This is a genomic window from Sphingomonas sp. (assembly GCF_039594485.1).
Lineage (GTDB): Bacteria > Pseudomonadota > Alphaproteobacteria > Sphingomonadales > Sphingomonadaceae > Sphingomonas.
The window spans coordinates 14786-36121 of the sequence record NZ_JBCNNI010000010.1 but is presented as its reverse complement, the minus strand read 5'-3'; the positions used below and the strand labels follow the sequence as shown (position 1 = coordinate 36121).

At 65.3% G+C, this 21336-nt stretch carries 13 protein-coding genes; 7 read left to right on the top strand and 6 right to left on the bottom strand.

Annotated features, from left to right (window positions below; genetic code table 11):
• The first annotated feature begins 46 nt into the window (after positions 1–46).
• The 3 genes from ABDV78_RS06465 (at position 47) to ABDV78_RS06455 (ending at position 8137) form a co-directional block, all read left to right on the top strand.
• On the top strand, positions 47–2977 hold the full coding sequence (locus ABDV78_RS06465) for a TonB-dependent receptor (RefSeq protein WP_343526535.1): 2931 nt from the start codon (positions 47–49) through the stop codon (positions 2975–2977).
• 318 nt (positions 2978–3295) lie between these two features.
• Positions 3296–4582, top strand: a complete 1287-nt coding sequence (locus ABDV78_RS06460; RefSeq protein ID WP_343526534.1) for an aspartyl/asparaginyl beta-hydroxylase domain-containing protein — start codon at positions 3296–3298, stop codon at positions 4580–4582.
• 453 nt (positions 4583–5035) lie between these two features.
• Entirely contained in the window at positions 5036–8137 is a 3102-nt protein-coding gene (locus ABDV78_RS06455) for a TonB-dependent receptor (protein WP_343526533.1), read from the top strand.
• Between the two features lie 71 nt (positions 8138–8208).
• On the opposite strand, the gene clpB is transcribed toward ABDV78_RS06455, so the two are convergent.
• On the bottom strand, positions 8209–10788 hold the full coding sequence (clpB, locus tag ABDV78_RS06450; protein WP_343526532.1) for an ATP-dependent chaperone ClpB: 2580 nt from the start codon (positions 10786–10788) through the stop codon (positions 8209–8211).
• A 211-nt stretch (positions 10789–10999) separates the two neighbouring features.
• Between clpB and ABDV78_RS06445 the strand changes: the two genes are divergently transcribed.
• The 4 genes from ABDV78_RS06445 (at position 11000) to ABDV78_RS06430 (ending at position 16971) form a co-directional block, all read left to right on the top strand.
• Positions 11000–13855, top strand: a complete 2856-nt coding sequence (locus tag ABDV78_RS06445) for a pitrilysin family protein (RefSeq protein ID WP_343526530.1) — start codon at positions 11000–11002, stop codon at positions 13853–13855.
• Between the two features lie 12 nt (positions 13856–13867).
• Positions 13868–14167, top strand: a complete 300-nt coding sequence (locus ABDV78_RS06440) for a hypothetical protein (RefSeq protein ID WP_343526528.1) — start codon at positions 13868–13870, stop codon at positions 14165–14167.
• A gap of 145 nt (positions 14168–14312) precedes the next feature.
• Complete coding sequence (locus ABDV78_RS06435; protein ID WP_343526527.1) at positions 14313–16118, top strand: DUF885 family protein; 1806 nt, start codon at positions 14313–14315, stop codon at positions 16116–16118.
• A 46-nt stretch (positions 16119–16164) separates the two neighbouring features.
• Complete coding sequence (locus tag ABDV78_RS06430) at positions 16165–16971, top strand: energy transducer TonB (RefSeq protein ID WP_343526526.1); 807 nt, start codon at positions 16165–16167, stop codon at positions 16969–16971.
• Between the two features lie 18 nt (positions 16972–16989).
• Here ABDV78_RS06430 and ABDV78_RS06425 read toward each other — a convergent pair whose 3' ends face one another.
• The 5 genes from ABDV78_RS06425 to glmM form a co-directional block, all read right to left on the bottom strand.
• The gene (locus tag ABDV78_RS06425) at positions 16990–18045 is read right to left on the bottom strand and encodes a 5-(carboxyamino)imidazole ribonucleotide synthase (protein WP_343526525.1); all 1056 of its coding nucleotides are present in this window, start codon (positions 18043–18045) and stop codon (positions 16990–16992) included.
• A gap of 4 nt (positions 18046–18049) precedes the next feature.
• Positions 18050–18508: a 5-(carboxyamino)imidazole ribonucleotide mutase gene (purE, locus tag ABDV78_RS06420; RefSeq protein WP_343526523.1), complete on the bottom strand. Its 459-nt coding sequence runs from the start codon at positions 18506–18508 to the stop codon at positions 18050–18052.
• A gap of 458 nt (positions 18509–18966) precedes the next feature.
• On the bottom strand, positions 18967–19653 hold the full coding sequence (gene gpmA, locus ABDV78_RS06415) for a 2,3-diphosphoglycerate-dependent phosphoglycerate mutase (protein ID WP_343526521.1): 687 nt from the start codon (positions 19651–19653) through the stop codon (positions 18967–18969).
• A gap of 57 nt (positions 19654–19710) precedes the next feature.
• On the bottom strand, positions 19711–19935 hold the full coding sequence (locus ABDV78_RS06410; protein WP_343526519.1) for a DUF1272 domain-containing protein: 225 nt from the start codon (positions 19933–19935) through the stop codon (positions 19711–19713).
• Complete coding sequence (gene glmM / locus ABDV78_RS06405; protein WP_343526517.1) at positions 19935–21275, bottom strand: phosphoglucosamine mutase; 1341 nt, start codon at positions 21273–21275, stop codon at positions 19935–19937. The genes ABDV78_RS06410 and glmM overlap by 1 nt, the downstream gene beginning before the upstream one ends.
• Between the last annotated feature and the right edge of the window lie 61 nt (positions 21276–21336).

Here is a 21336-nt window from a genome sequence, read left to right as displayed (position 1 = left end):
ACAAGGCCGACACTAAGGGGTTAAGTTTATGAAAACAAATGCTCGCGTGCGTCTGCTCGCGTCCACGTTGCTAATGGGAGCAGGCTTTGTCGCCGCTCCGGGCCAGGCCCAAGTCATCGCGCAGGACCAGGCAGTCGAACAGACCAACGCCGATGGTTCGCCCGTCACCAACGAGACCAGCCAGGGTGACATCGTCGTCACCGGCACCTTGATCCGCAACCCGAACCTTGTGTCGTCCAGCCCGGTCGCGGTCGTCGGTCGTGAAGAACTGACGCTGCGCCAGACCAACACCGCCGAGGAAGTCCTGCGCCAGTTGCCCGGCGCGGTGCCCGGCATCGGTTCGGCCGTGAACAACGGCAATGGCGGTGCCTCGTTCGTCAACCTGCGTAACCTGGGTTCGAATCGCAACCTCGTCCTGCTGGACGGCAAGCGCATCGCACCGTCGGGGCCCGCAGGCCAGACCGACCTCAACAACATTCCGCTGGCGCTGCTGGAGCGGACCGACATCCTGACCGGCGGCGCGTCGACCACCTATGGCGCGGACGCGGTGTCGGGCGTCGTCAACTTCATCACCCGTTCGGACTTTGCCGGTGTCGACGCGTCGGCCAGCCAGCAGATATCGCAGCGCGGTGACGGCAATTATTTCCGCGCCGACCTGACCATCGGTGCGAATTTCGACGATGGCCGCGGTAACGCGGTGTTCAGCGTCGGCTATCAGGAAGCCGATCCCATCTATCAGGGCGCGCGCCCCTATTCGTCGAACACCATCAGCTCGACCACCGGTCGTGCGGCCGGCGGTTCGCCGACCTCGGTCCCGACCACGATCTCTGTGGCCGGCGCGGGCCGCCTGCAGGTCAACTCGACCGGAACGGCGCTCGTCGCGCCGTATCAGGACTTCAACTTCAGCCCGTACAATATCTTTTTTACGCCGTTTAAGCGTTACAACATGTACGGCGCCGCACATTATGACGTGTCGGACACCGTCACCGTCTATACCCGCGGCCTGTTCTCCAAGAACCGCGTGTCGACGATCATCGCGCCGTCGGGCATTTTCGGCGAGCGTCTGACTGTTCCGGGTAACAACCCGTATCTGCCCGCTGGCATCCGCGACCAGCTCTGCAGCGCCGCCGGGATCGCGCCGGGCACGGCCTGCAACACCAACACTGCCATTCCGATGCCGGAAGTGTATCGCCGCACGGTTGAAGTCGGCCCGCGCGTCAGCGAGTATCAGACGACCTTGTTCGACTATACCGCTGGCGTTCGCCTGAACATTACCAAGTCGATCGGCCTGGACGTGTACGGCGCCTATGGTGAGAGCGAGAACGTCCAGACCCAGTCCGGCTATGTTCTGAAGTCGCGCGTGCAGCAGGCCTTGAACGCCACCAACACCACGACCTGCAACGACACCAGCAATGGCTGTGTGCCGCTCAACCTCTTCGGTCCGGCGGGCAGCATCTCGGCTGCGCAGGCTGGCTTCTTGAACGGCCAGAGCACGGTCACCAACAAGACTCAGCTGTCGCAGGTCCATGCGGTGCTGAACGGTGATTTCGGCTTCGCATCGCCCGCGGCGTCCACCCCGATCGGCTTTGCCGCCGGTGCGGAGTATCGCGACTATCGCGCACAGCGCATCCCTGATGCTTATGCCCTGATTCCGGGCGAATTGGGCGGCGCCGGTGGCGCAGTTCTGCCGCTTAACGGCGGTTACAATGTCCGTGAATTCTTCGGTGAAATCATCGCGCCGCTGGTCGAGGACAAGCCGTTCTTCCGCGCCCTGACGGTCGAGGGCGGTATCCGCCAGTCCCACTATCAGGTTCAGGCGGCGGGCAGCCCGAAATTCGATGCCACCACTTGGAAAGCTGGCGGCACTTGGGAACCCGTGGCCGACCTGAAGATCCGCGGGAACTATCAGCGTGCAGTGCGCGCACCGAACATCGGCGAGCTGTTCGATCCGGTGTCGACCTATCTCGTCAATCTGACCGTCGATCCCTGCGCCGGCAATGCGCCGCTTAACAATGCCAATCTGGCTGCGGTCTGCGTCGCGCAGGGTGCACCCGCTTCGCTGGTGGCTGCGGGGGGCATTCCGAACCCGGCGTCTGGTCAGCCCAACGCTACGGGCGGCGGCAATCCGAACATCCGTCCGGAAGTCGCCGACACCTATACCATCGGCGTTATCCTGACCCCGCGGACCTTGGTCGAAGGGCTGACCATCAGCGTCGATTATTTTAACATCAAGGTGAACCAGGCGATCACCGCGGCGACCCCGGCAGATATTCTGGCGGCCTGCTTCGGCAACATCACCGCCGCGTCGGCCACGTCGACCGCCTGCACCAGCATCCGTCGCAGCACCGCGACGGGCGCGTTGAGCGGTTCGTCGGCAGTGGTGGCGGGTCTGCCCCAGCCGCTAACCAACTCGGGCCGGATCGCGACCGATGGTATCGACCTGAACGCCGATTATCGCCGCGACCTGGGCTTTGCGAAGCTGAACCTGAACTTCCAGGGTACCTGGACGAACAGCAACACCTTCCAGGCTTCGGGCACCTCGGTGGTGCGTGAGTGCGTCGGCTATTACAGCGCCAACTGCCTAACCATCCAGCCGAAGTTCGCCTGGAACCAGCGCACCACGCTGACCTTCGGTGACGTCGATCTGTCGCTGTTATGGCGCCACATCGATACGGTCCGTTACGAGCCGGGTCTGACCCCGCTCTTCTCGGGCACGATCACCGGCAACACGCCGATCGCGGGCCAGAACTGGAATTTCAACCGGATCAAGGCCTATAACTATCTCGATCTTGGCACGCGGATTCGCGCTGGCGAGAACTTCGAGTTCACTGTCCTCGTGACCAACCTGCTTGACAAGCAGCCGCCGATCGTCGGTTCGAACGCTGGTTCGACCTCGTACAACAGCGGTAACACCTATCCGTCGACCTATGACGCGGTTGGGCGTGCCTTCCGCATCGGTGGCCGCGTCCACTTCTAAGGGTGGGCCGGCGACGGATGTCGCTAAAGGGAAAGGGCGGTCCGCAAGGGCCGCCCTTTTTCGTTGGTCGTTCCGATCCGAATGGCGACCAGGCCTTTTGCGCATGGAGACGCCGGGGACTTTACCGGTCGGGCGCCCGCTCGGGATTTGGTGCTGATCCCGGCGGAACCGTTCATGGTCCTGTGGCGGTTCCGTCTTTGAATCTTCCGATCGCCCCTCACGCCGGATGTCGCGTGGAGACGGAAAGCTGCTGCACGAAAGCACGAATGGGCAAGGACATGCTTGTCACCCTATGTCTCCACTGCTCATAACGGGCGTATGACGCAGCCGCTTCCCGCCCCCGCCCTGTCGCTTCTCCAGTCCGCGCAGGCGGCTGCGGACGCCATTCAGATGCGGCGGCTGCTGGAACAGGCGCTGGCGCAGGCCCCCGGTCACCCGATCCTTTGCAACGCCATGGGCATGAGCCTTCTGGCGGTCGACCCTGCGGCGGCGGCGAGCTGGTTCGAGCGGGCGATCGAGGGTGACGCCGATGCACCGCCGCTTTGGATGAATCTGGCGACCGCGCGGCGCGACCAGGGCGACCCGTTGGGGGAGCGCGATGCTTTGCAACAGGTGCTCACTCGCGACCAGCGTCACGTCATGGCCAATGTCCGAATGGCGGAGTGGCATGATCGGGCGGGCGAGGAATCGCAGGCGCAATTCCGGTGGCACGGCGTGGCGACCGTTCTCCAGTCGCTGCCCGAGCGATCCGCTGGGCTCGATCAGTTGTTGGCCCACGCGTTGGACAGGGTGACGGCGCGCGCGCGGATTCTGGGGGAACAGTTGGACGCCGCGCTGGCGCCGCAATGGAGTGAGGTATCGCCCGCGCGTCGGCGGCGGTTCGATCGCTGCGTCGATGCGATGTTGGGGCGACGGGCCATCTACACCAATGCCTGCCACGGCGTGCATTTCCCCTTCCTGCCTGCCGACGAATTTTTCGACCCTACGCATTTCCCCTGGTTCGCCGAACTGGAGGCCGCGACGCCGGTCGTCCGCGCCGAACTGGAGGCATTGCTTCGCCGCCCCGACAGCGGTTTCGCTCCCTATGTCACGATAGAGGCCGGCACCCCCGAGAACAAATGGACTGCGCTCGATCAGTCGGAAGCGTGGAGCGCGCGCTATCTGTGGCGGTATGGTGTGCGCGATCCCGATATGGCGGTGGCCTGTCCTCACACGATGGCGATGCTCGAGGCGCTGCCCATGGCGCATATTCCGGGCAAGGGGCCGACCGCCTTCTTCTCGGTGCTCAAGCCAGGCACCCGTCTGCCGGCCCATACCGGGGTCAGCAATGTCCGTGCTATCGTCCATCTACCACTTATCGTCCCACCGAACTGCGGCTTTCGCGTCGGCGGGGAGACGCGCGACTGGGTAGAGGGGCACGCCTTCGCCTTTGATGATACCATCGAGCATGAGGCGTGGAACGACAGCGCGGCGCTGCGCGCGGTGCTGATCTTCGACACCTGGAATCCACATTTGACGCTTGAGGAACAGGCGATGCTGCAAAGCCTGTTCGCCGCTTTGGGGCGGATCGAAGGCGGGCAGGGGCTGGGCGCGGTCGCCGAGTAGATCGACCGGCATGGCCGGACGCGGACAGGAGATATCACGGCATAAGCGAGTGTATCGGCTCGCTCGACCGCGCCGCGTCTCGCTTGCGGGACTGTCGTTCCGCTGGAGGTTCACAAATTTCCTGAGTGCCGATCCGCGTCCATGGCGGTAGCCCCTGATAAGGCTGATGACCAAACATTCCTAAACTATGTTAGCAATGGTGCCTGTCTTCTACTCGTGAAAAATATCTCATGAAGAAGACATGATGCATTGCATGCCAATGAGTCAGCTATTGTGTCATTTATGCGACACGAGCAATCTTCATGTCTTGGCATGACCATTGTCGACTTTACACCACCCCCCTCTTCGCCCCAATTTAGCAATATTCCGTCACGAAGCAGAATTGCTGTTGCGTTGGCGGAGCGAAGCCGTCGGAGCCGAAGATTCCGGACGATACGAAAAGGGGTAGTAGACATGACCAATTCCTGGATCGGTCAGCGCAGGCTCGGCCTGTTGGCGACCGTAGCTCCGTTGTCGATGCTGCTGGGTATACCTGCCTTCGCGCAGACCGCGCCCGCCGCAAATCAAAGTGCCGATAGCGATGCGCAGGTTGCGCAGGCATCAGACCAAACCGACGCCCCGACGGGTGGCGATATCATCGTAACCGGTTCGATCGTTCGCAATCCAGCAGCGGCGACCGCTTCACCCGTGGTTTCCATTTCCGCCCAAGATCTGCAGAATCGCGGCGTCACGACGGTGGCGGACGCGTTGCAGTTGCTGACCGCCAACAATGCCGGCACGGCACCGCCGAGCTGGTCGTCTTTCGGTTTCGCCACAGGTGCCAGCTCGCCGTCGCTCCGCGGCCTGAACAACGCCTATACGTTGACTATTTTCAACGGCATGCGGACCGCGCCGTATCCGCTGGGCGATGACGGTTATCGTAACTTCGTTGATATCAACACCATCCCAAGTTCGATCGTCGAGCGCATCGATACGTTGCTTGACGGTGCATCGGCGACCTATGGGTCGGACGCGATCGCGGGTGTGGTGAATGTCATCATCAAGCGCCAGATCACTGGCCTCCATCTCAACGCGTCGACGGGTATCTCGCAGCGAGGGGACAACGGCGAGCAGCGGATCAGCGCGACTGCTGGCTATGGCGATCTCGATACTCAGGGCTTCAACATCTATGTGAACGGCGAGTATCAGAAGAACGATCCGCTGTTCATGCGGGATCGTGGCTATCCGTTCAATACGGCGGATCAGAGCCGGATCTGTGGAACGTCTGTTCAGGGATGCCTGACCAACGGCATCCGGAACGGCGTCCAGTATGACGGCACCTACAATGGTTTCCAGTCTACCCGCGTGCCGTATGTACGTCCTTATGACCCCGCCACCGGTGCTTCGCTGGGCGGCTATCAGTTGCTCAATCCGACGCTGGGATGCCAGGGACTTCAATCGCATACCCTCACTGCGGCCGAACGCGCTGCGTCCGCCGCTGCTGGCATCCCCATCGCCGGTTCGACGCCAGCGACTGTATGCCAGGAAGATCTGGTCAACGAATATCGCGCGTATAACTCGAACATCGAACGCAAGGGCTTCAATATCCGGGCGACGGGCAAGCTTGGTCCGGACACCGAAGTCTATGCGATGTTCAATTACTATAATACGACCACGAGCGACAATAATTCGGGGCCTCAGGGCTTCACCGGTCAGACGGCGGCCGGTGGCACTCAGGCGACGGTCAGCAGTATCCTGTTGCCCGCTTATGTCTGCTCAAACGGTGTGGGTGTGATCACCACGGTCGGAGCGCTGACCAATGCTCTGACGGCAACCGGCTGTAATGCGGCGAACGGTACGCTCAACCCCAACAATCCGTTCGCGGCGCAGGGACAATTGGCTCGGCTGGTCGCTTTGCCCCAGGTCACTCGCAACACTTCGACCAATACGAAGACCTATCGCTTCTCCGCCGGTATCAACGGTGTGTTCGGAAACGGCTTCAATTATAATGTCGGCGCGACCGCGTCGCAGGTCACGCTTGACCGCGTCAATAACGGTTATCTCTACCTTCAGGGTTTGATGAACGCCGTTGCGCAGGGAACGTACAACTTCGTTGACCAGTCACAGAATACCGCGGCGCAAACTGCGGCGCTTTTCCCGCAGAACCGGAACCACTCCTATTCGAAGCTCGGTCAGGTCCAGGCATCGGTGAACAAGGATGTGTTCGCCTTGCCGGGTGGCGATTTGAATATCGCGGTTATTGGGCAGTATCGCCACGAGGAGATCAACAACCCGAGCTCAAACCCGGCGAACGAAACCAATCCCAACGCCCGTTATTTCGGCATCAACGCGGTCGGCGTGGTCGGCAAGCGTGATGTCTGGTCGGCCGGTTATGAAATCACCGCCCCGATCCTCGATGTGCTGAAGGTGAAGGCCGAGGGATCTTACGACAGTTATTCGACCGGACAGAGCCGCTTCTCGCCGAAGTTCGAGGCGGAGTTCCGGCCGGTCGAGCAGATCAAGTTCAGGGGCACCTATTCGCGTGGATTCCGCATCCCGAGTTTCAGCGAGTCGTTCGCGCTTCCAACGACCGGCTATGTCACTGCAACGATCAATTGTTCGTCGCCGACCTATGCGGCCTTCTGCCAGGCGCATGCCAGCAACCCGTCTTATTATCAGGGCGGCTATTCCTATGGCCTGACGTCGAGCGGAAATCCCAACCTGCAGCCTGAAAAGACCGAAGGGTTCACCGGTGGTGTGGTGCTGAATCCGGTTCGGAACGTCACCTTTACGGTCGACTACTTCCAGACGCGGATCAACAACGTGATCATCCCCGCGCAGATCAGCGCCGACGCGATCGCGCAATATTACACCAACAATGGGAAGGTCACCGCGCCCGGCATCACGGTCACTCCGGGGGTCGCCGACCAGCAGAACCCCGGTGCGCTGCCGCTGCTCGGTTTCGCGGCGGGGTCGTACAAGAATGCCGATACCTATCTGGTCCGTGGTTTGGATTTCTCGTTGAGCGCGAATTTCCCGATCACGGCCGATGTGCGGTGGCGGACTATCGCCAATGCCTCGCGCCTCTTGCGTCTGGAGCAAACGCTCGAGGACGGCACCGTCCAGCGGTATGATGGGACGTTGGGGCCATGCAACATCACTTCCTGCTCGGGCGCGCCGCATCTGCGTGCGTCCTGGCAGAACACGCTCGATTTCAACGGGCGCGGCAATGTTAGCCTGACGGCCTATTATACGAGCAGCTATTCGTCGGTCGCGACTGACGCGGGTGGCGTCTATGGCGACTGTGCGGCCAGCGCCGCCAACGGCCAGTTGGTGACGTACAACAATGGCGATCCGGTGCAGTGCCGCTCGAAGTCGGTGTTCTACCTCGATGGTCACGCCGAGGTTAAGGTGCAGGACAGCTTCACCTTCTATCTCGACGTCAAGAACCTGCTGGACCGCAAGCCTGCTTACGAGCCGAATGCGGGTTATGGCCTGTACCAGTTCAACCCGGCGTGGAGCGACAGCCTGTTCATCGGCCGCTTCGTCCGTTTCGGTGCGAAGGTCGACTTTTAACCCCAGGGTTCGGCCTGCCGAACCCTACTTGGGGGCGCCTCCTTCGGGAGTCGCCCCCTTTTTCCTGGGTCTCACCCCACCGACAGCGTCAGCTTCCCGTCGCCCTCATCCACGGTGACGGTCGACCCGTCCTTGACCTCGCCGCGCAGGATCGCTTCGGCCAGGGGATCCTGGAGGTGGCGTTGGACCGCGCGGCGCAAGGGGCGTGCGCCGTACACCGGATCATAGCCCACCCGGCCCAGCCATTCGCGCGCGGCGTCGGTCAGGTGCAGGCTGATCTTGCGATCCGCCAGCAGCTTGGCGACGCGGCCGACCTGGATGTCGACGATCGGGCCCATATGGCTCTGGCCCAGCCGGTGGAACAGGATGATCTCGTCCAGCCGGTTGAGGAATTCGGGGCGGAAATGGGCCCGTACGATCTCCATCACCTGCGGCTCGACGCTCTCGACGCTCTGCCCGTCCTCGACACTAGCCAGATACTGGCTGCCCAGGTTTGAGGTCAGGATGATGAGCGTGTTGGAGAAGTCGACCGTCCGCCCCTGACCATCGGTCAGGCGGCCATCGTCCAGCACCTGGAGCAGCACGTTAAACACGTCGCCATGCGCCTTCTCCACCTCGTCGAACAGCACGACCTGATAGGGCCGCCTGCGCACCGCCTCGGTCAGGACGCCGCCTTCCTCATAGCCGACATAGCCGGGGGGGGCGCCGATCAGCCGGGCGACGCTGTGCTTCTCCATGAATTCGCTCATGTCGATGCGCACCATCGCGGACGGATCATCGAACAGGAATTCGGCGAGCGCCTTGGTCAGCTCGGTCTTGCCGACGCCCGTCGGTCCGAGGAACAGGAACGAGCCCAGCGGCCGGTTGGGATCCTGTAGCCCGGCTCGCGCGCGGCGGACGGCGGTGGAGACGGCGCGGACCGCATCCTCCTGTCCGATGACGCGTTTGCCCAGCACCTCCTCCATATGGAGCAGCTTCTCGCGCTCGCCCTGCATCATCCGGTCGACGGGCACGCCGGTCCAGCGGCTGACCACGCCCGCGATATCGTCGGCGGTGACTTCCTCGCGCAGCATCGCGCCCTCGGTCGCGGACTGCGCCTCGGCCAGTTGCTTCTCCAACTGCGGGATGCGCCCATAAGACAGTTCGCCCGCCCGCGCGAGGTCGCCCGCGCGCTGCGCCTGGTCGAGTTCGATCCGTGCCTGGTCGAGCTGTTCCTTCAGCTTCGCCTCGCCCGCGATCTTTTCCTTCTCGGCCTGCCAGCGCTGGGTCAGCGCGTGCGACTGCTCCTCCAGATTGGCGAGTTCCTCCTCCAGATGCTCCAGCCGGTCGATGCTGGCGGCATCACTCTCGCGTCGCAGCCCCTCGCGCTCGATCTTCAGGCGCAGGATGCGGCGGTCGAGCGTCTCGATCTCCTCGGGCTTGGACTCCACCTCCATGCGGATGCGGCTGGCGGCCTCGTCCATCAGGTCGATCGCCTTGTCGGGCAGGAAACGGTCGGTGATGTAGCGGTTCGACAGGGTCGCCGCCGCCACCAGCGCGCCGTCGGTGATGCGCACGCCGTGATGGAGTTCGTACTTCTCCTTGAGGCCCCGCAGGATCGAGATGGTGTCCTCGACCGTCGGCTCGCCGACGAACACCGGCTGGAACCGCCGCTGGAGCGCGGGGTCCTTCTCGACATATTTGCGATATTCATCGAGCGTGGTCGCGCCGACGCAGTGGAGTTCGCCGCGTGCGAGCGCGGGCTTGAGCAGGTTGGAGGCGTCCATCGCCCCGTCGCCTTTCCCTGCGCCGATCAGCGTGTGCATCTCGTCGATGAACAGGATGATGTCGCCCTCGGCGGCCTTCACCTCGTCGAGCACGCCCTTCAGCCGCTCCTCGAACTCGCCGCGATATTTCGCACCGGCGATGAGCGCGCCCATGTCGAGCGCCATCAGCTTGCGGTCCTTCAACGTATCCGGCACGTCGCCATTGGCGATGCGCAGCGCCAGCCCTTCGGCGATCGCGGTCTTGCCGACGCCGGGCTCGCCGATCAGCGCGGGGTTGTTCTTGGTCCGGCGCGCGAGGATCTGGATGGTGCGGCGGATTTCCTCGTCGCGGCCGATCACGGGGTCGAGCTTGCCGTCGCGCGCCACCTGGGTCAGGTCGCGGGCGAACTTCTTGAGCGCGTCGTATCGGTCCTCCGCCCCGGCCGTATCGGCGGTGCGGCCTTGACGCAGTTGCTCGATCGCGCCGTTGAGCGCTTGCGGGGTCACACCGCCCGCCGCCAGCGCCTTGCCCGCCGCATTGGTCGAGGCCAGGGTGAGGGCGAGCAGCAGACGTTCGACGGTGACGAAGCTGTCGCCCGCTTTCTGTGCGACCTGCTCGGCCTGGTCGAGCACGCGGACCAGATCATTGTCGAGACCCGGCGAACTCTGCGCACCCGAGCCGGAGACGGCCGGAATCTTGGCCAGCGCCGCATCGGTCTCCCGCTCGACACGCTTGGCGTCGCCGCCCGCCGCCTGGATCAGGCCGGACGCCATGCCCTGATCGTCTTCGATCAGCGCCTTGAGGAGATGTTCGGGGGCGATACGCTGATGGCTGTTGCGGATCGCGACGGTCTGCGCGGCCTGCAAAAAGCCTTTGGCGCGGTCGGTGAATTTTTCGAGGTTCATCTGGGGTTCCTGTCGTTTCCAGGTCAGATGGTGTTGCAATTTTGCAACACAAGGGGCGGGGCGAATTTCGGTTCTCCCCAACATGGGATCGCCGTTTCGATTCCGAAAGGGTCGCGCGCTTCTGACCGGACTTTCCCTGTTTTCGGCGGCATTGCGGTGTGCCGCGCGGCCGCTATGCTCGCACCAAACACCGCTTGGGGAGTTAGAAGAAATGCGTATCAAGTCCGTGGCGCTGACCGGCGCCGCCGCCCTTGCGTTCGTCCTGCCCGTCCAGGCCCCCGTCATGGCCCAGGTCGCCAAAGCGGCGCCCGTGGCCAAGCCCGCGCCCGTCTCGACCCTCGTTAAGGCGGTCGACATTCCCTATCAGACCTTCACCCTGCCGAACGGCCTTCGCGTCGTGGTGCATACCGATCGCAAGGCGCCCGTCGTCGCGGTCAGCGTCTGGTATGACGTGGGGTCCAAGCATGAGCCCAAGGGCAAGACCGGCTTCGCGCATCTGTTCGAGCATCTGATGTTCAACGGGTCGGAGAATGCGCCGGGCGACTTCTTCGCGCCGCTCAAGTCGGTGGGCGCCACCGATTACAACGGCACCACCTATTTCGACCGCACCAATTATTTCGAGACGGTGCCCACCGCCGCGCTCGACCGCGCGCTGTTCCTGGAATCGGACCGCATGGGCTATTTGCTCGGCGCGGTGACGCAAGGGGTGCTGGATGAACAGCGCGGTGTCGTCCAGAACGAAAAGCGTCAGGGGGACAACCAGCCTTATGGCCTGACCCAGTACAAGATTCTGGAGGGGCTGTTCCCCGCCGGGCATCCCTATGCCCATACGACCATCGGTTCGATGACCGATCTGGATGCGGCCACGCTCGACACGGTGAAGGACTGGTTCCGCAGCCATTATGGTCCCAACAACGCCGTGCTGGTGCTGGCGGGCGATATCGACGTCGCGACCGCCAGGCCGCTGGTCGAGAAATATTTTGGCGCGATCAAGCCCGGCCCCAAGAGCGTGCTGCCGACCGTCACCATTCCGACGCTGCCCGCGCCCGTCAACGAGGAGATGAAGGACCGCGTTGCGGCGGTCATGATCAGCCGCAACTGGGCGGTGCCGGGCCTGAACGATCCCGAAAGTGCGCCGCTCGTCGTCGCGGGCTCGATCCTGGGCGGGCTCGCCTCGTCGCGGCTCGACAATATCCTGGTCAAGCAGGAGAAGCTGGCGGTGCGGGTGTCCGCGAGCGACCGCCCCTTCGCCCAGGTCGGCATGTTCAACATGATGGCGATCGTCCGCCCCGGCGTCGATCCCGCGCTGGTCAGCAAGCGGATGGACGACATCCTCGCCGATTTCCTGAAAAATGGCCCGACCGCCGATGAGGTGCAGCGCGCGGTGACGCGGTTCGTCTCCAACCGCGTCGAGGGGCTGGAATCGGTCGGCGGCTTCGGCGGCAAGGCGGTGGCGCTGGCCGAGGGGGCGCTCTACTCGAACGATCCGGGCAAATATAAGAAGCAGTTGCTGGCGATCGCGGCGCAGACGCCCGCGACCGTGAAGGCGGCGGCCGACAAGTGGCTGTCGCGCCCGGCCTATACGCTGACCGTCGTACCGGGCGCGCGCGACGCCTATGAAGAGGCCAAGGTGCCGCCGCGCACCGATGTACCCGCCGCCGCCGATCAGCCGGTGCAGGGCACGCGCGGGCCGCTGCCCGCGGTGGGCGAGGTCAAGCCGCTGAGCTTCCCCGCCGTCCAGCGTACCCGCCTGACCAACGGGATCGAACTCGTCTATGCGCAGCGGACCGCCGTGCCGGTGACGCAGGTCGCCCTGTCGTTCGACGCCGGGGTCGCGGCCGACGTGCCGCGCAAGCTGGGCACGCAGGGCTTGGTGCAGTCGATGCTCGACGAGGGGACCACGCATCGCAACACGATCGCGATCGCCGAGGAGCAGGAACGGCTGGGCGCCTCGATCGGGTCGAGCGCATCGAACGATCGTACCATCGTCGGCCTGGACGTGCCGAGCGCCAATCTGGTGCCCGCGCTCGACCTCTATGCCGATATCGTCCGCAACCCGGCCTTCCCCGATGCCGAACTGGCACGCGTCAAGGCGCAGACGCTGGCGGGGATCAAGCAGGAACTGACCAGCCCGCAGGGGCTGGCGGGCCGCGTCCTGCCGCCGCTCGTCTATGGGCCGACCAGCCCCTATGCCAAGGCGCAGGGAGGGGGCGACCCGGCGGCGGTGGCGGCGCTGACGCGTGCCGATCTGATCGCGTTCCAGCAGGCATGGCTGCGTCCCGACAAGGCGAAGATCTTCGTCACCTCGGACCGTCCGCTGGCCGAGGTGAAGGCGGCGCTCGACGGCGTGTTCGGCGACTGGCAGGGCACCGGCCCGGCGGGCACCAAGACCTTCGTGGCGGGCCAGCCCTCGGCCCCGAAGATCCTGCTGATCAACCGGCCGGACAGCCCGCAGTCGATGATCCTGGCCGGTCTGCCGACCAGGCTGAAGGGCACGGATGACATGCTGCTGGTGAACACCGCGAACGACGCGCTGGGCGGCAGCTTCCTCAGCCGGATCAACACCGACATCCGCGAGAACAAGCATTGGTCTTACGGCGTGCGGGGCGGTTTCCAGACGTCCGCGTTCGCCGCGCCCTATGTCATGTCGGCACCGGTCCAGGCGGACAAGACCGGCCCGTCGATCGACGCGCTGCGCACCGACGTCACCGAGTTCCTGACCACCAAGCCGATGGACCAGGTCGAGTTCGACCGCGCGATCACGGGTGCGATTCGTTCGCTGTCGGGCAGCTTCGAAACCTCGAATGCGGTCCTGTCGGCGATGCAGACCAACGACCTGCTACGCCGTCCCGACAATTACTATGCCACGATCACCCAGCGTTACCGGGCGATGACCCTGGGCGAACTGAACAAGTCGATCGAGGCCGCGTTGAACCCGAAGGACTTCATCTGGGTGGTGGTCGGCGATGCCAAGGCGGTGAAGCCGCAGCTTGACGGGCTGGGGCTGCCGATCGAGGTGATCGAGGCTGCGGATGTGGCGGGGTCTGCTCCCGCTGCGGGCAAGTAAGGGAGAGGGACGATGGCCGATATCGACGGCACCTGGAACTGCACGGTGAAATCGCCGCTGGGCGATCAGGAGATGACGCTGACCGTTACGACCGAGGGCGATCGCTTCACTGGTTCGGGCGGCGGCCAGATGGGGGCGATGGATATCGAGGGCGACGTGTCGGGCAACACGATCCACTGGAAGATGTCGATCTCCTCGCCGATGCCGATGACTCTGGACTGCGAAGCGACCGCCGATGGCGACACGCTGACCGGATCGGTGGGCGCGGGCGCGTTCGGCAGCTTCCCGCTGTCGGGGACCCGCGCGGCCTGATCCTGGCCCTGTGACAGGCGAGGGGGCGGTGCGTCGGGATGGGCGCGCCGTCCTTTTGTTCATGGGGTGGCGTCGGCCACATAACTGGTTCAATTCACGCGAAATCCCGTTACGCTGACCCTTGGTAAGCAAAATGGGGACAAGCATGATCGATCGGCGGCATTTCCTGGGGGGCAGCGCGGCGCTGGCGCTGGCGGCGCAAACAGAGGGCGTCCTGGCGCAGGACACGCCATCGACCCGGCTCACCACCCTGTTCGACACGCTGGTCCAAGAACAGCTTCGCCGCAGCCCGGAGGCCGCGACCAATCTCGGCCTCGACACCGGCGCGAACGCCGACTTGCGTAGCAAACTGTCCGACCAGTCGCCCGCCGGGATCGCGGCGGCCAAGGCGGCGACCAGCGCCGATCTGGCGCGGCTCCAGGCGATTGATCCTGCCAGCTTGTCGCCCGAGGAGCGGATCGACCTGGAATCGATCCTCTACACCCGCCGCTCCGCGCAGGCGGTGCAGGCGTTCGACTTCGGCGGCTATTCCTATGGCCCCAGCCCCTATGTCGTGTCGCAACTGTCGGGCGCGTACCAGTCGGTGCCCGATTTCCTCGACACCAAGCACAAGATCGCCACGGCCGGGGATGCGGATGCCTATCTGATGCGGCTGCGCGCCTTCGCGACGCAGATCGATGCGCAGACCGACCGGATGCGCCATGATGCGGGGCAGGGGGTGGTTCCGCCCGACTTCATCCTCGACCTCGCGCTCGACCAGATGGGCAAGACCCGCCAGCCCGCCGACCAGGCGCTGGTCGTCCAGTCGCTCGCCCGCCGCGCCGCCGAAAAGGGGCTGGGCGACCGCTATGCGCAGGCGGCCGCGAAAATCCATGAGGCGGAAATCCTGCCCGCGCTCGACCGCCAGATCGCCTATGCCAGGGCGTTGCGGGCCAAGGCCACGCATGACGCGGGCGTGTGGAAGCTGCGCGAGGGCGCGGCCTATTATCCGGTCGCGCTCAAGGCCAATACCACGACCAGCTTCTCGCCCGACGAGGTGCATCGTTTCGGCCGCGATCAGGCGGCGATGCTGTCGGCACGGCTCGACGCGCTGTTGAAGAAACAGGGCTATACGAAGGGGACGGTGGGGCAGCGCATGGCCGCGCTCTACAAGAATCCCGATCAGCTTTATCCCAATACCGACGAGGGCAAGCGCGCCGCCATCGCCTATTGCAACGCGCGGCTGGATGCGATCCGCACCCGCCTGCCGCAGGTGTTCGAGCGGATCCCGCCCTATGGCTTCGAGGTGCGCCGGGTGCCCCCGCAGACCGAGGCCGGGGCGGCGGCGGCCTTTGCACAGGGGCCCGCGATCGACGGTTCGCGGCCGGGGCTCGTCTATTTCAACTTGAAGGACAGCGCCGACTGGCCCAAATTCTGCCTGGCGACGACCGTCTATCACGAAGGGCTGCCGGGACATCAGATGGAGGGCGGGCTGGCGCTTTCCAACACGCGACTGCCGCTGATCCGCAAGATCAACGGCTTCTCCGGCTATGGCGAGGGCTGGGCGCTCTATGCCGAGCAGTTGGCGGACGAGATCGGCATGTATGACGACGATCCGCTGGGGCAGCTCGGCTATCTGAAGTTCCTGCTGTTCCGGGCCAATCGCTGCGTGGTCGATACCGGCCTGCATCATCTGCGCTGGACCCGCGAACAGGCGATCCGGCATTTCGTCGATGCGGAGGGCGAGGCGGAGGGCTTCGCCACGCGCGAGGTGGAGCGCTACTGCGTCAATCCGGGGCAGGCGGCGAGCTACAAGCTCGGCCATTCGGTGTTCGTCGACATTCGCGACCTGGCGAAGAAGCAGAAGGGCGATGCCTTCGACCTGAAGGCGTTCCACACCGCCGTCCTGCGCCATGGCCGCGTACCGCTCGACGTGCTGCGCCGGATCGGGGAGGAATGGGCGCGGGCTTGACCCGGCCCGTCGGCGCGGGCGATCCTGTCGGCGGGAGACTCTCGCGATGCGGACAGGCGTTTGGATCGGTCAGGATCATGGGCGGCGACGGGTGGCGGCCATCGCCACCCTGGCTGTGCATGTCGGCATAGCGCTGCTCCTGCTGCGCCAGATACCGCTTCCTCTCGATTCGCGAGCCGAGCCGCCGAGCCTGGTTCTGTTCGATGTGCCACGGCCGCCCGAACCGCCGCCTCTGCCCGTGCCGCCGCCGCCGATCCCACCCGAGCCGGTCAAGCGCGAAAACCGCGTCCTGCGCCCGATCGCGGGCGGCGGTTCGCCTCGCCCGGCCCCGGTGGTGTCCGCAGAGCGAGCGGCTCCGCGGGCGGTGACCCCGGAACGGTTCGATTCCGTCGACCGGCTCGCCCCCGCCAGCGATATCGGTGCCGAATTGCCGCTGCGGGTCGGCGCGGCGCTATCCGATGGGCGTACCGCGGGGATCGCAAGCGGGCAGGGGCTGGGTGGCGAAGGGCATGGCACCGGCAATGGGCGGGGTGATGGTGCGGGTCCGGGCGACGGACGCCTGCGCTTCGCACTGGCCGAATGGATCGAGAGGCCGCGTCAGAGCCTGATCGACAACGCCTTTCCCCCGATGGCGCGCCGTGGCGGGATCAGCGGCATCGCGGTGCTGCTGTGCGTCGTGCCCCAGCCGGGCAAGCCCGAAAGCTGTTCGATCGCGGCGGAGCGACCTGTTGGGCGCGGATTCGGCGCGGCGGCGCTGGGGCTCTATCCGCAATTCCGCATCCGGCCGGTCATGAAGGGGGATCAGGTCGTACAGGCGCAGGTGCTGGTGCCGGTGACCTTCAAGGTCCGGTGATAGGGGACGGGGTGTCCTCTACCGCGTGACCCGCGTGATATGCCCCATCTTGCGCCCCGGTCGCGCCTCGCCCTTGCCATAGAGGTGCAGATGCGCGCCCTTTTCGGTGAGCGACGACGCCCAGCCATCGTCACCGATCAGGTTTTCCATCTGCACCCACGCACCCGTCAGCGACGTATCGCCCAGCGGCAGGCCGCAGATGGCGCGGATATGATTCTCGAACTGCGAGGTCTCGGCGCCCTCGATCGTCCAGTGGCCCGAATTGTGGACGCGCGGCGCCATCTCGTTGAAAACGGGGCCGTTTGCGGTCGCGAAGAACTCGCAGGCCAGCACGCCGACATAGCCCAGTTCCTCGGCGATGCGGATCGCGAGCGTGGTCGCCTCCTCGGCTTGGGCGGCGATCTCGGGCGGCGCGGGCAGGGTCGAGGTGCGAAGGATCGCATCGCGATGGACATTGTGCGGCGGGTCGTAACGGACCGCCTTCCCGTCCAGGCCGCGTGCGACGAGGATCGAGAATTCATGGGTGAAGTGGATGAACCCCTCCAGCACCGCCGGACCGCCGATCGCTTCCCAGGCGGCGGGGGCTTCCGCGATGTCGCGGATCAGCGCCTGGCCCTTGCCGTCATAGCCGAACCGGGTGGTCTTCAGGATCGCGGGGCAGCCGATCCGCTCCAGCGCGGCGGTCAGGTCCGCGGCGCTGTTCACCGCGGCCCAGGGCGCGGGGCGGCCGCCGACCTTCTCGACGAAACTCTTCTCGGCGATCCGGTCCTGCGCGACGCGCAGCGCGGCGGGCGCGGGATGGACGGGAAGACGTTCGGCCAGCCACTCGACCGGCGTCACGTCGACATTCTCGAACTCATAGGTCACGACGTCGCAGGCGGCGGCGAAGTCGGCGAGCACGACCGTATTGTGATAATCGGCGCGGGTCAGCGCGGACGCGGTCTGCGCCGCCACGCTTTCCTCGTCAGGGGCCAGCACATGGGTGCGGTAACCCAGTTGCGCGGCCGCCACCGCCAGCATCCGGCCCAGCTGGCCGCCACCCAGGATTCCGATCGTCGCGCCCGGCTTCAACATTGGCTTACCCTTGCGGATCGTTGGCGACGCTGTCGGTCTGGCGCTGGCGCCACGCCTTCAGACGCTCGGCGAGCGCTTCGTCGGACAGCGCCAGGATCGAGGCGGCGAGCAGTCCGGCGTTGATCGCCCCCGCCTTGCCGATGGCGAGCGTGCCGACGGGGATGCCGCCGGGCATCTGGACGATCGAGAGCAGGCTATCCATGCCCTTCAGCGCCTTGGATTCGACCGGCACGCCCAGAACCGGCAGGTGTGTCATCGACGCCGCCATGCCCGGCAGGTGCGCCGCACCGCCCGCGCCCGCGATGATGACCTTGATCCCGCGATCGGCGGCGCCGGTGGCATAATCGTACAGCCGCTGCGGCGTGCGGTGCGCAGAGACGACGCGGCTCTCATGCGTGACGCCCAGCGCCTCCAGCGTCTCGGCGGCGTGCCGCATGGTTTCCCAGTCCGATGTGGACCCCATGATGATCCCGACCGACGTCATATCCGCTGTTCCGCCTTAGCCCCTTTGGCCCCGTTGCCGGGGAAGCGGGCTGCCTAGCGGCACGGGGCGAGGGGGGCAAGTTTCCGTATGCGTTCGGCCATTGGTGCGGGCGATTTTGCCGGAGCGGGGGGCGTGGGCTTCGACTTCGCTCAGCCTGAACGGAAGATGGAGTTGGGTTCGCGCGGAGATGCGGAGACGCGGAGGTGTCGATATAGGTTGCTGCGTAGCCCTACCCGTCGAACGGAAGACGACGGCAGGCTGCCATGGGGGCGATCCGCCCGCCGCGCGGACCAATTCTCCGCGTCTCCGCGCGAACAAAATCTTCGCGGCTTCGCGGCTTCGCGTGAAATCAAATGGCTCACGCGAAGCCGCCATGGCGCGAAGAGGTCGGGGCGCGAGGCGGTCGCACGTCAGACCGCCCCTCGTCTCCCGGTCGCTTAGCGTTCCGACAGATAATAACGATCGGTCGGCGTCAGGTCGTCGGCCAGTTCGTAGACGATCGGCTGCGCGGTCGGGATTTCCAGGCCGGTGATCTCGTCGTCGGGAATGTTCGACAGATGCTTGACCAGCGCGCGCAGCGAGTTGCCGTGCGCCGAGATCAGCACGCGGTTGCCGTCGCGTAGCGCGGGCGCGATGCGCTCGTCCCAATAGGGCAGGACGCGCGCGATCGTGTCCTTCAGGCTCTCGGTCTGCGGCACGTCGATGCCTGCGTAGCGGCGGTCGCCCGACACGTCGAACTCGCCGCCCGCCTCGGCCGGGGGCGGGGGCACGTCGAAGCTGCGGCGCCAGATCTTGACCTGCTCGTCGCCATGCTTGGCCGCCGTCTCCGCCTTGTCGAGCCCGGTGAGGCCACCATAATGCCGCTCGTTCAGCCGCCAGTGCTTCTCGGTCGGCAGCCAGAGGCGACCCATCACCTCCAGCGCGAGGTTGAGCGTCTTGATTGCGCGGGTCTGGAGGCTGGTGAAGGTCAGGTCGAAGTCGAGGCCCTTCTCCGCCATCAGCGCGCCGGCCGCGCGTGCCTCTGCCGCGCCTTGTGCGGTCACGTCGACGTCCCACCAGCCGGTAAAGCGATTCTCCAGGTTCCAGGCGGACTGGCCGTGGCGGATCAGGACGAGCTGGGGCATGGAAACTCCTTCAATGTGATGACGCCCGCATAGAGCGGCGGGCGCGCGGGGTCGAGGTCAGCCGCGAAAACGGCTGCGCGTCGAAGCAGGATTGGCCTTCAGCACCCGGCCCATCCGCGTCGGCCGGTCGAGCAGTTCGCCGCGGCAATCGGGGCAGATCTCGTCCAGCTCGTCGGCACATTCGGCGCAGAAGGTCGATTCGAGCGAGCAGATGAAGGCACCACCCTGTGACGGGTGCAGTTCCGTGCCGCAGCGCTCGCAATCGGGACGCATCTCCAGCATCAGGCGGCCACCTCGCGCACCACGTCGCAGATCCGGTCGACCAGCGTCTCCACCTGGCGCTTGTCCTCGCCCTCGGCCATCACGCGGATGACCGGCTCGGTGCCCGAGGGGCGGATGACCAGGCGCCCGCGCCCGGCCAGCTCGGCCTCGGCGTCGGCGATGACGGACTGCACCTTTTCATGCTCCAGGGGCTTGCCGCCCGCGAAGCGGACATTCTTGAGAAGCTGGGGCAGCGGATCGAAACGGTGCAGCACCTCGCTGGCGGGGGCGCCCGCGCGCTTGAGTTCGGCCAGCACCTGCAGCGCGGCGACCAGGCCGTCGCCGGTGCGGGCATAGTCGGACAGGATGATGTGCCCCGACTGCTCGCCACCGACATTGTAGCCGCGCGTGCGCATGGCTTCGAGCACATGGCGGTCGCCGACCTTGGTGCGGATCAGGCCCAGTCCCTGTGCGGCGAGGTGTCGCTCAAGCCCCAGATTCGACATGACGGTGGCGACCAGGCCGCCGCCCGCCAGCCGCCCCTCACGCGCATAGCTGGTGGCGATCATCGCCATCAACTGGTCGCCATCGACGATCTGGCCGGTTTCATCGACGATGATCAGGCGGTCGGCGTCGCCGTCCAGCGCGATGCCGATGTCCGCGCCGCTCGCCACCACCGTCTCGGCCAGCGTCTGCGGCGCAGTCGATCCGACGCCGTCGTTGATGTTGGTGCCGTTGGGGGTCACGCCGATCGCGACCACGTCGGCGCCCAGTTCCCACAAGGCGGCGGGGGCGACCTTGTACGCCGCCCCGTTGGCGCAATCGATCACCACGCGCAGGCCGTCGAGGCGGAGCGCCTGCGGGAAGGTCGACTTGGCGAAGTGGATATAGCGGCCGGCGGCGTCGTCGACCCGGCGCGCCCGCCCGATCTTGCCTGATGGGACCAGGGGCACATTCTGTTCGATCAGCGCCTCGATCGATTCCTCGGCCTCGTCGGACAGCTTATAGCCATCGGGGCCGAACAGCTTGATGCCGTTGTCGGCGAAGGGATTGTGGCTGGCCGAGATCATCACGCCGATATCGGCCCGCATCGAATGGGTCAGCATCGCCACCGCCGGGGTGGGGAGCGGCCCCAGCATCACCACGTCCATGCCGACGCTGGTGAAGCCCGCCACCAGCGCCGATTCGAGCATATAGCCCGACAGGCGGGTGTCCTTGCCGATCACCACGCGGTGGCGGTGATCGCCGCGCTGGAAATAGGCGCCCGCCGCCATGCCGACCTTCATCGCCATCTCGGCCGTCATCACCGCGCCGTTGGTCGCGCCGCGAATGCCATCGGTGCCGAAATATTTTCTTGCCATGCGGCCAAGTCCCTGCCGGATTAAGAGGAAGTGGAACAAACGGGTCGTGCCACCCTTTAGC

Excerpts from the sequence above, each read along its gene's own strand:
- ABDV78_RS06435 (WP_343526527.1), top strand. The coding sequence starts at position 14,313 with ATGATCGATCGGCGGCATTTCCTGGGGGGCAGCGCGGCGCTGGCGCTG.
- ABDV78_RS06460 (WP_343526534.1), top strand. The coding sequence starts at position 3,296 with ATGACGCAGCCGCTTCCCGCCCCCGCCCTGTCGCTTCTCCAGTCCGCG.
- ABDV78_RS06445 (WP_343526530.1), top strand. The coding sequence starts at position 11,000 with ATGCGTATCAAGTCCGTGGCGCTGACCGGCGCCGCCGCCCTTGCGTTC.
- ABDV78_RS06410 (WP_343526519.1), bottom strand. The coding sequence starts at position 19,935 with ATGCTGGAGATGCGTCCCGATTGCGAGCGCTGCGGCACGGAACTGCAC.
- clpB (WP_343526532.1), bottom strand. The coding sequence starts at position 10,788 with ATGAACCTCGAAAAATTCACCGACCGCGCCAAAGGCTTTTTGCAGGCC.
- ABDV78_RS06425 (WP_343526525.1), bottom strand. The coding sequence starts at position 18,045 with ATGTTGAAGCCGGGCGCGACGATCGGAATCCTGGGTGGCGGCCAGCTG.
- gpmA (WP_343526521.1), bottom strand. The coding sequence starts at position 19,653 with ATGCCCCAGCTCGTCCTGATCCGCCACGGCCAGTCCGCCTGGAACCTG.
- ABDV78_RS06455 (WP_343526533.1), top strand. The coding sequence starts at position 5,036 with ATGACCAATTCCTGGATCGGTCAGCGCAGGCTCGGCCTGTTGGCGACC.
- purE (WP_343526523.1), bottom strand. The coding sequence starts at position 18,508 with ATGGGGTCCACATCGGACTGGGAAACCATGCGGCACGCCGCCGAGACG.
- ABDV78_RS06440 (WP_343526528.1), top strand. The coding sequence starts at position 13,868 with ATGGCCGATATCGACGGCACCTGGAACTGCACGGTGAAATCGCCGCTG.
- glmM (WP_343526517.1), bottom strand. The coding sequence starts at position 21,275 with ATGGCAAGAAAATATTTCGGCACCGATGGCATTCGCGGCGCGACCAAC.
- ABDV78_RS06430 (WP_343526526.1), top strand. The coding sequence starts at position 16,165 with ATGCGGACAGGCGTTTGGATCGGTCAGGATCATGGGCGGCGACGGGTG.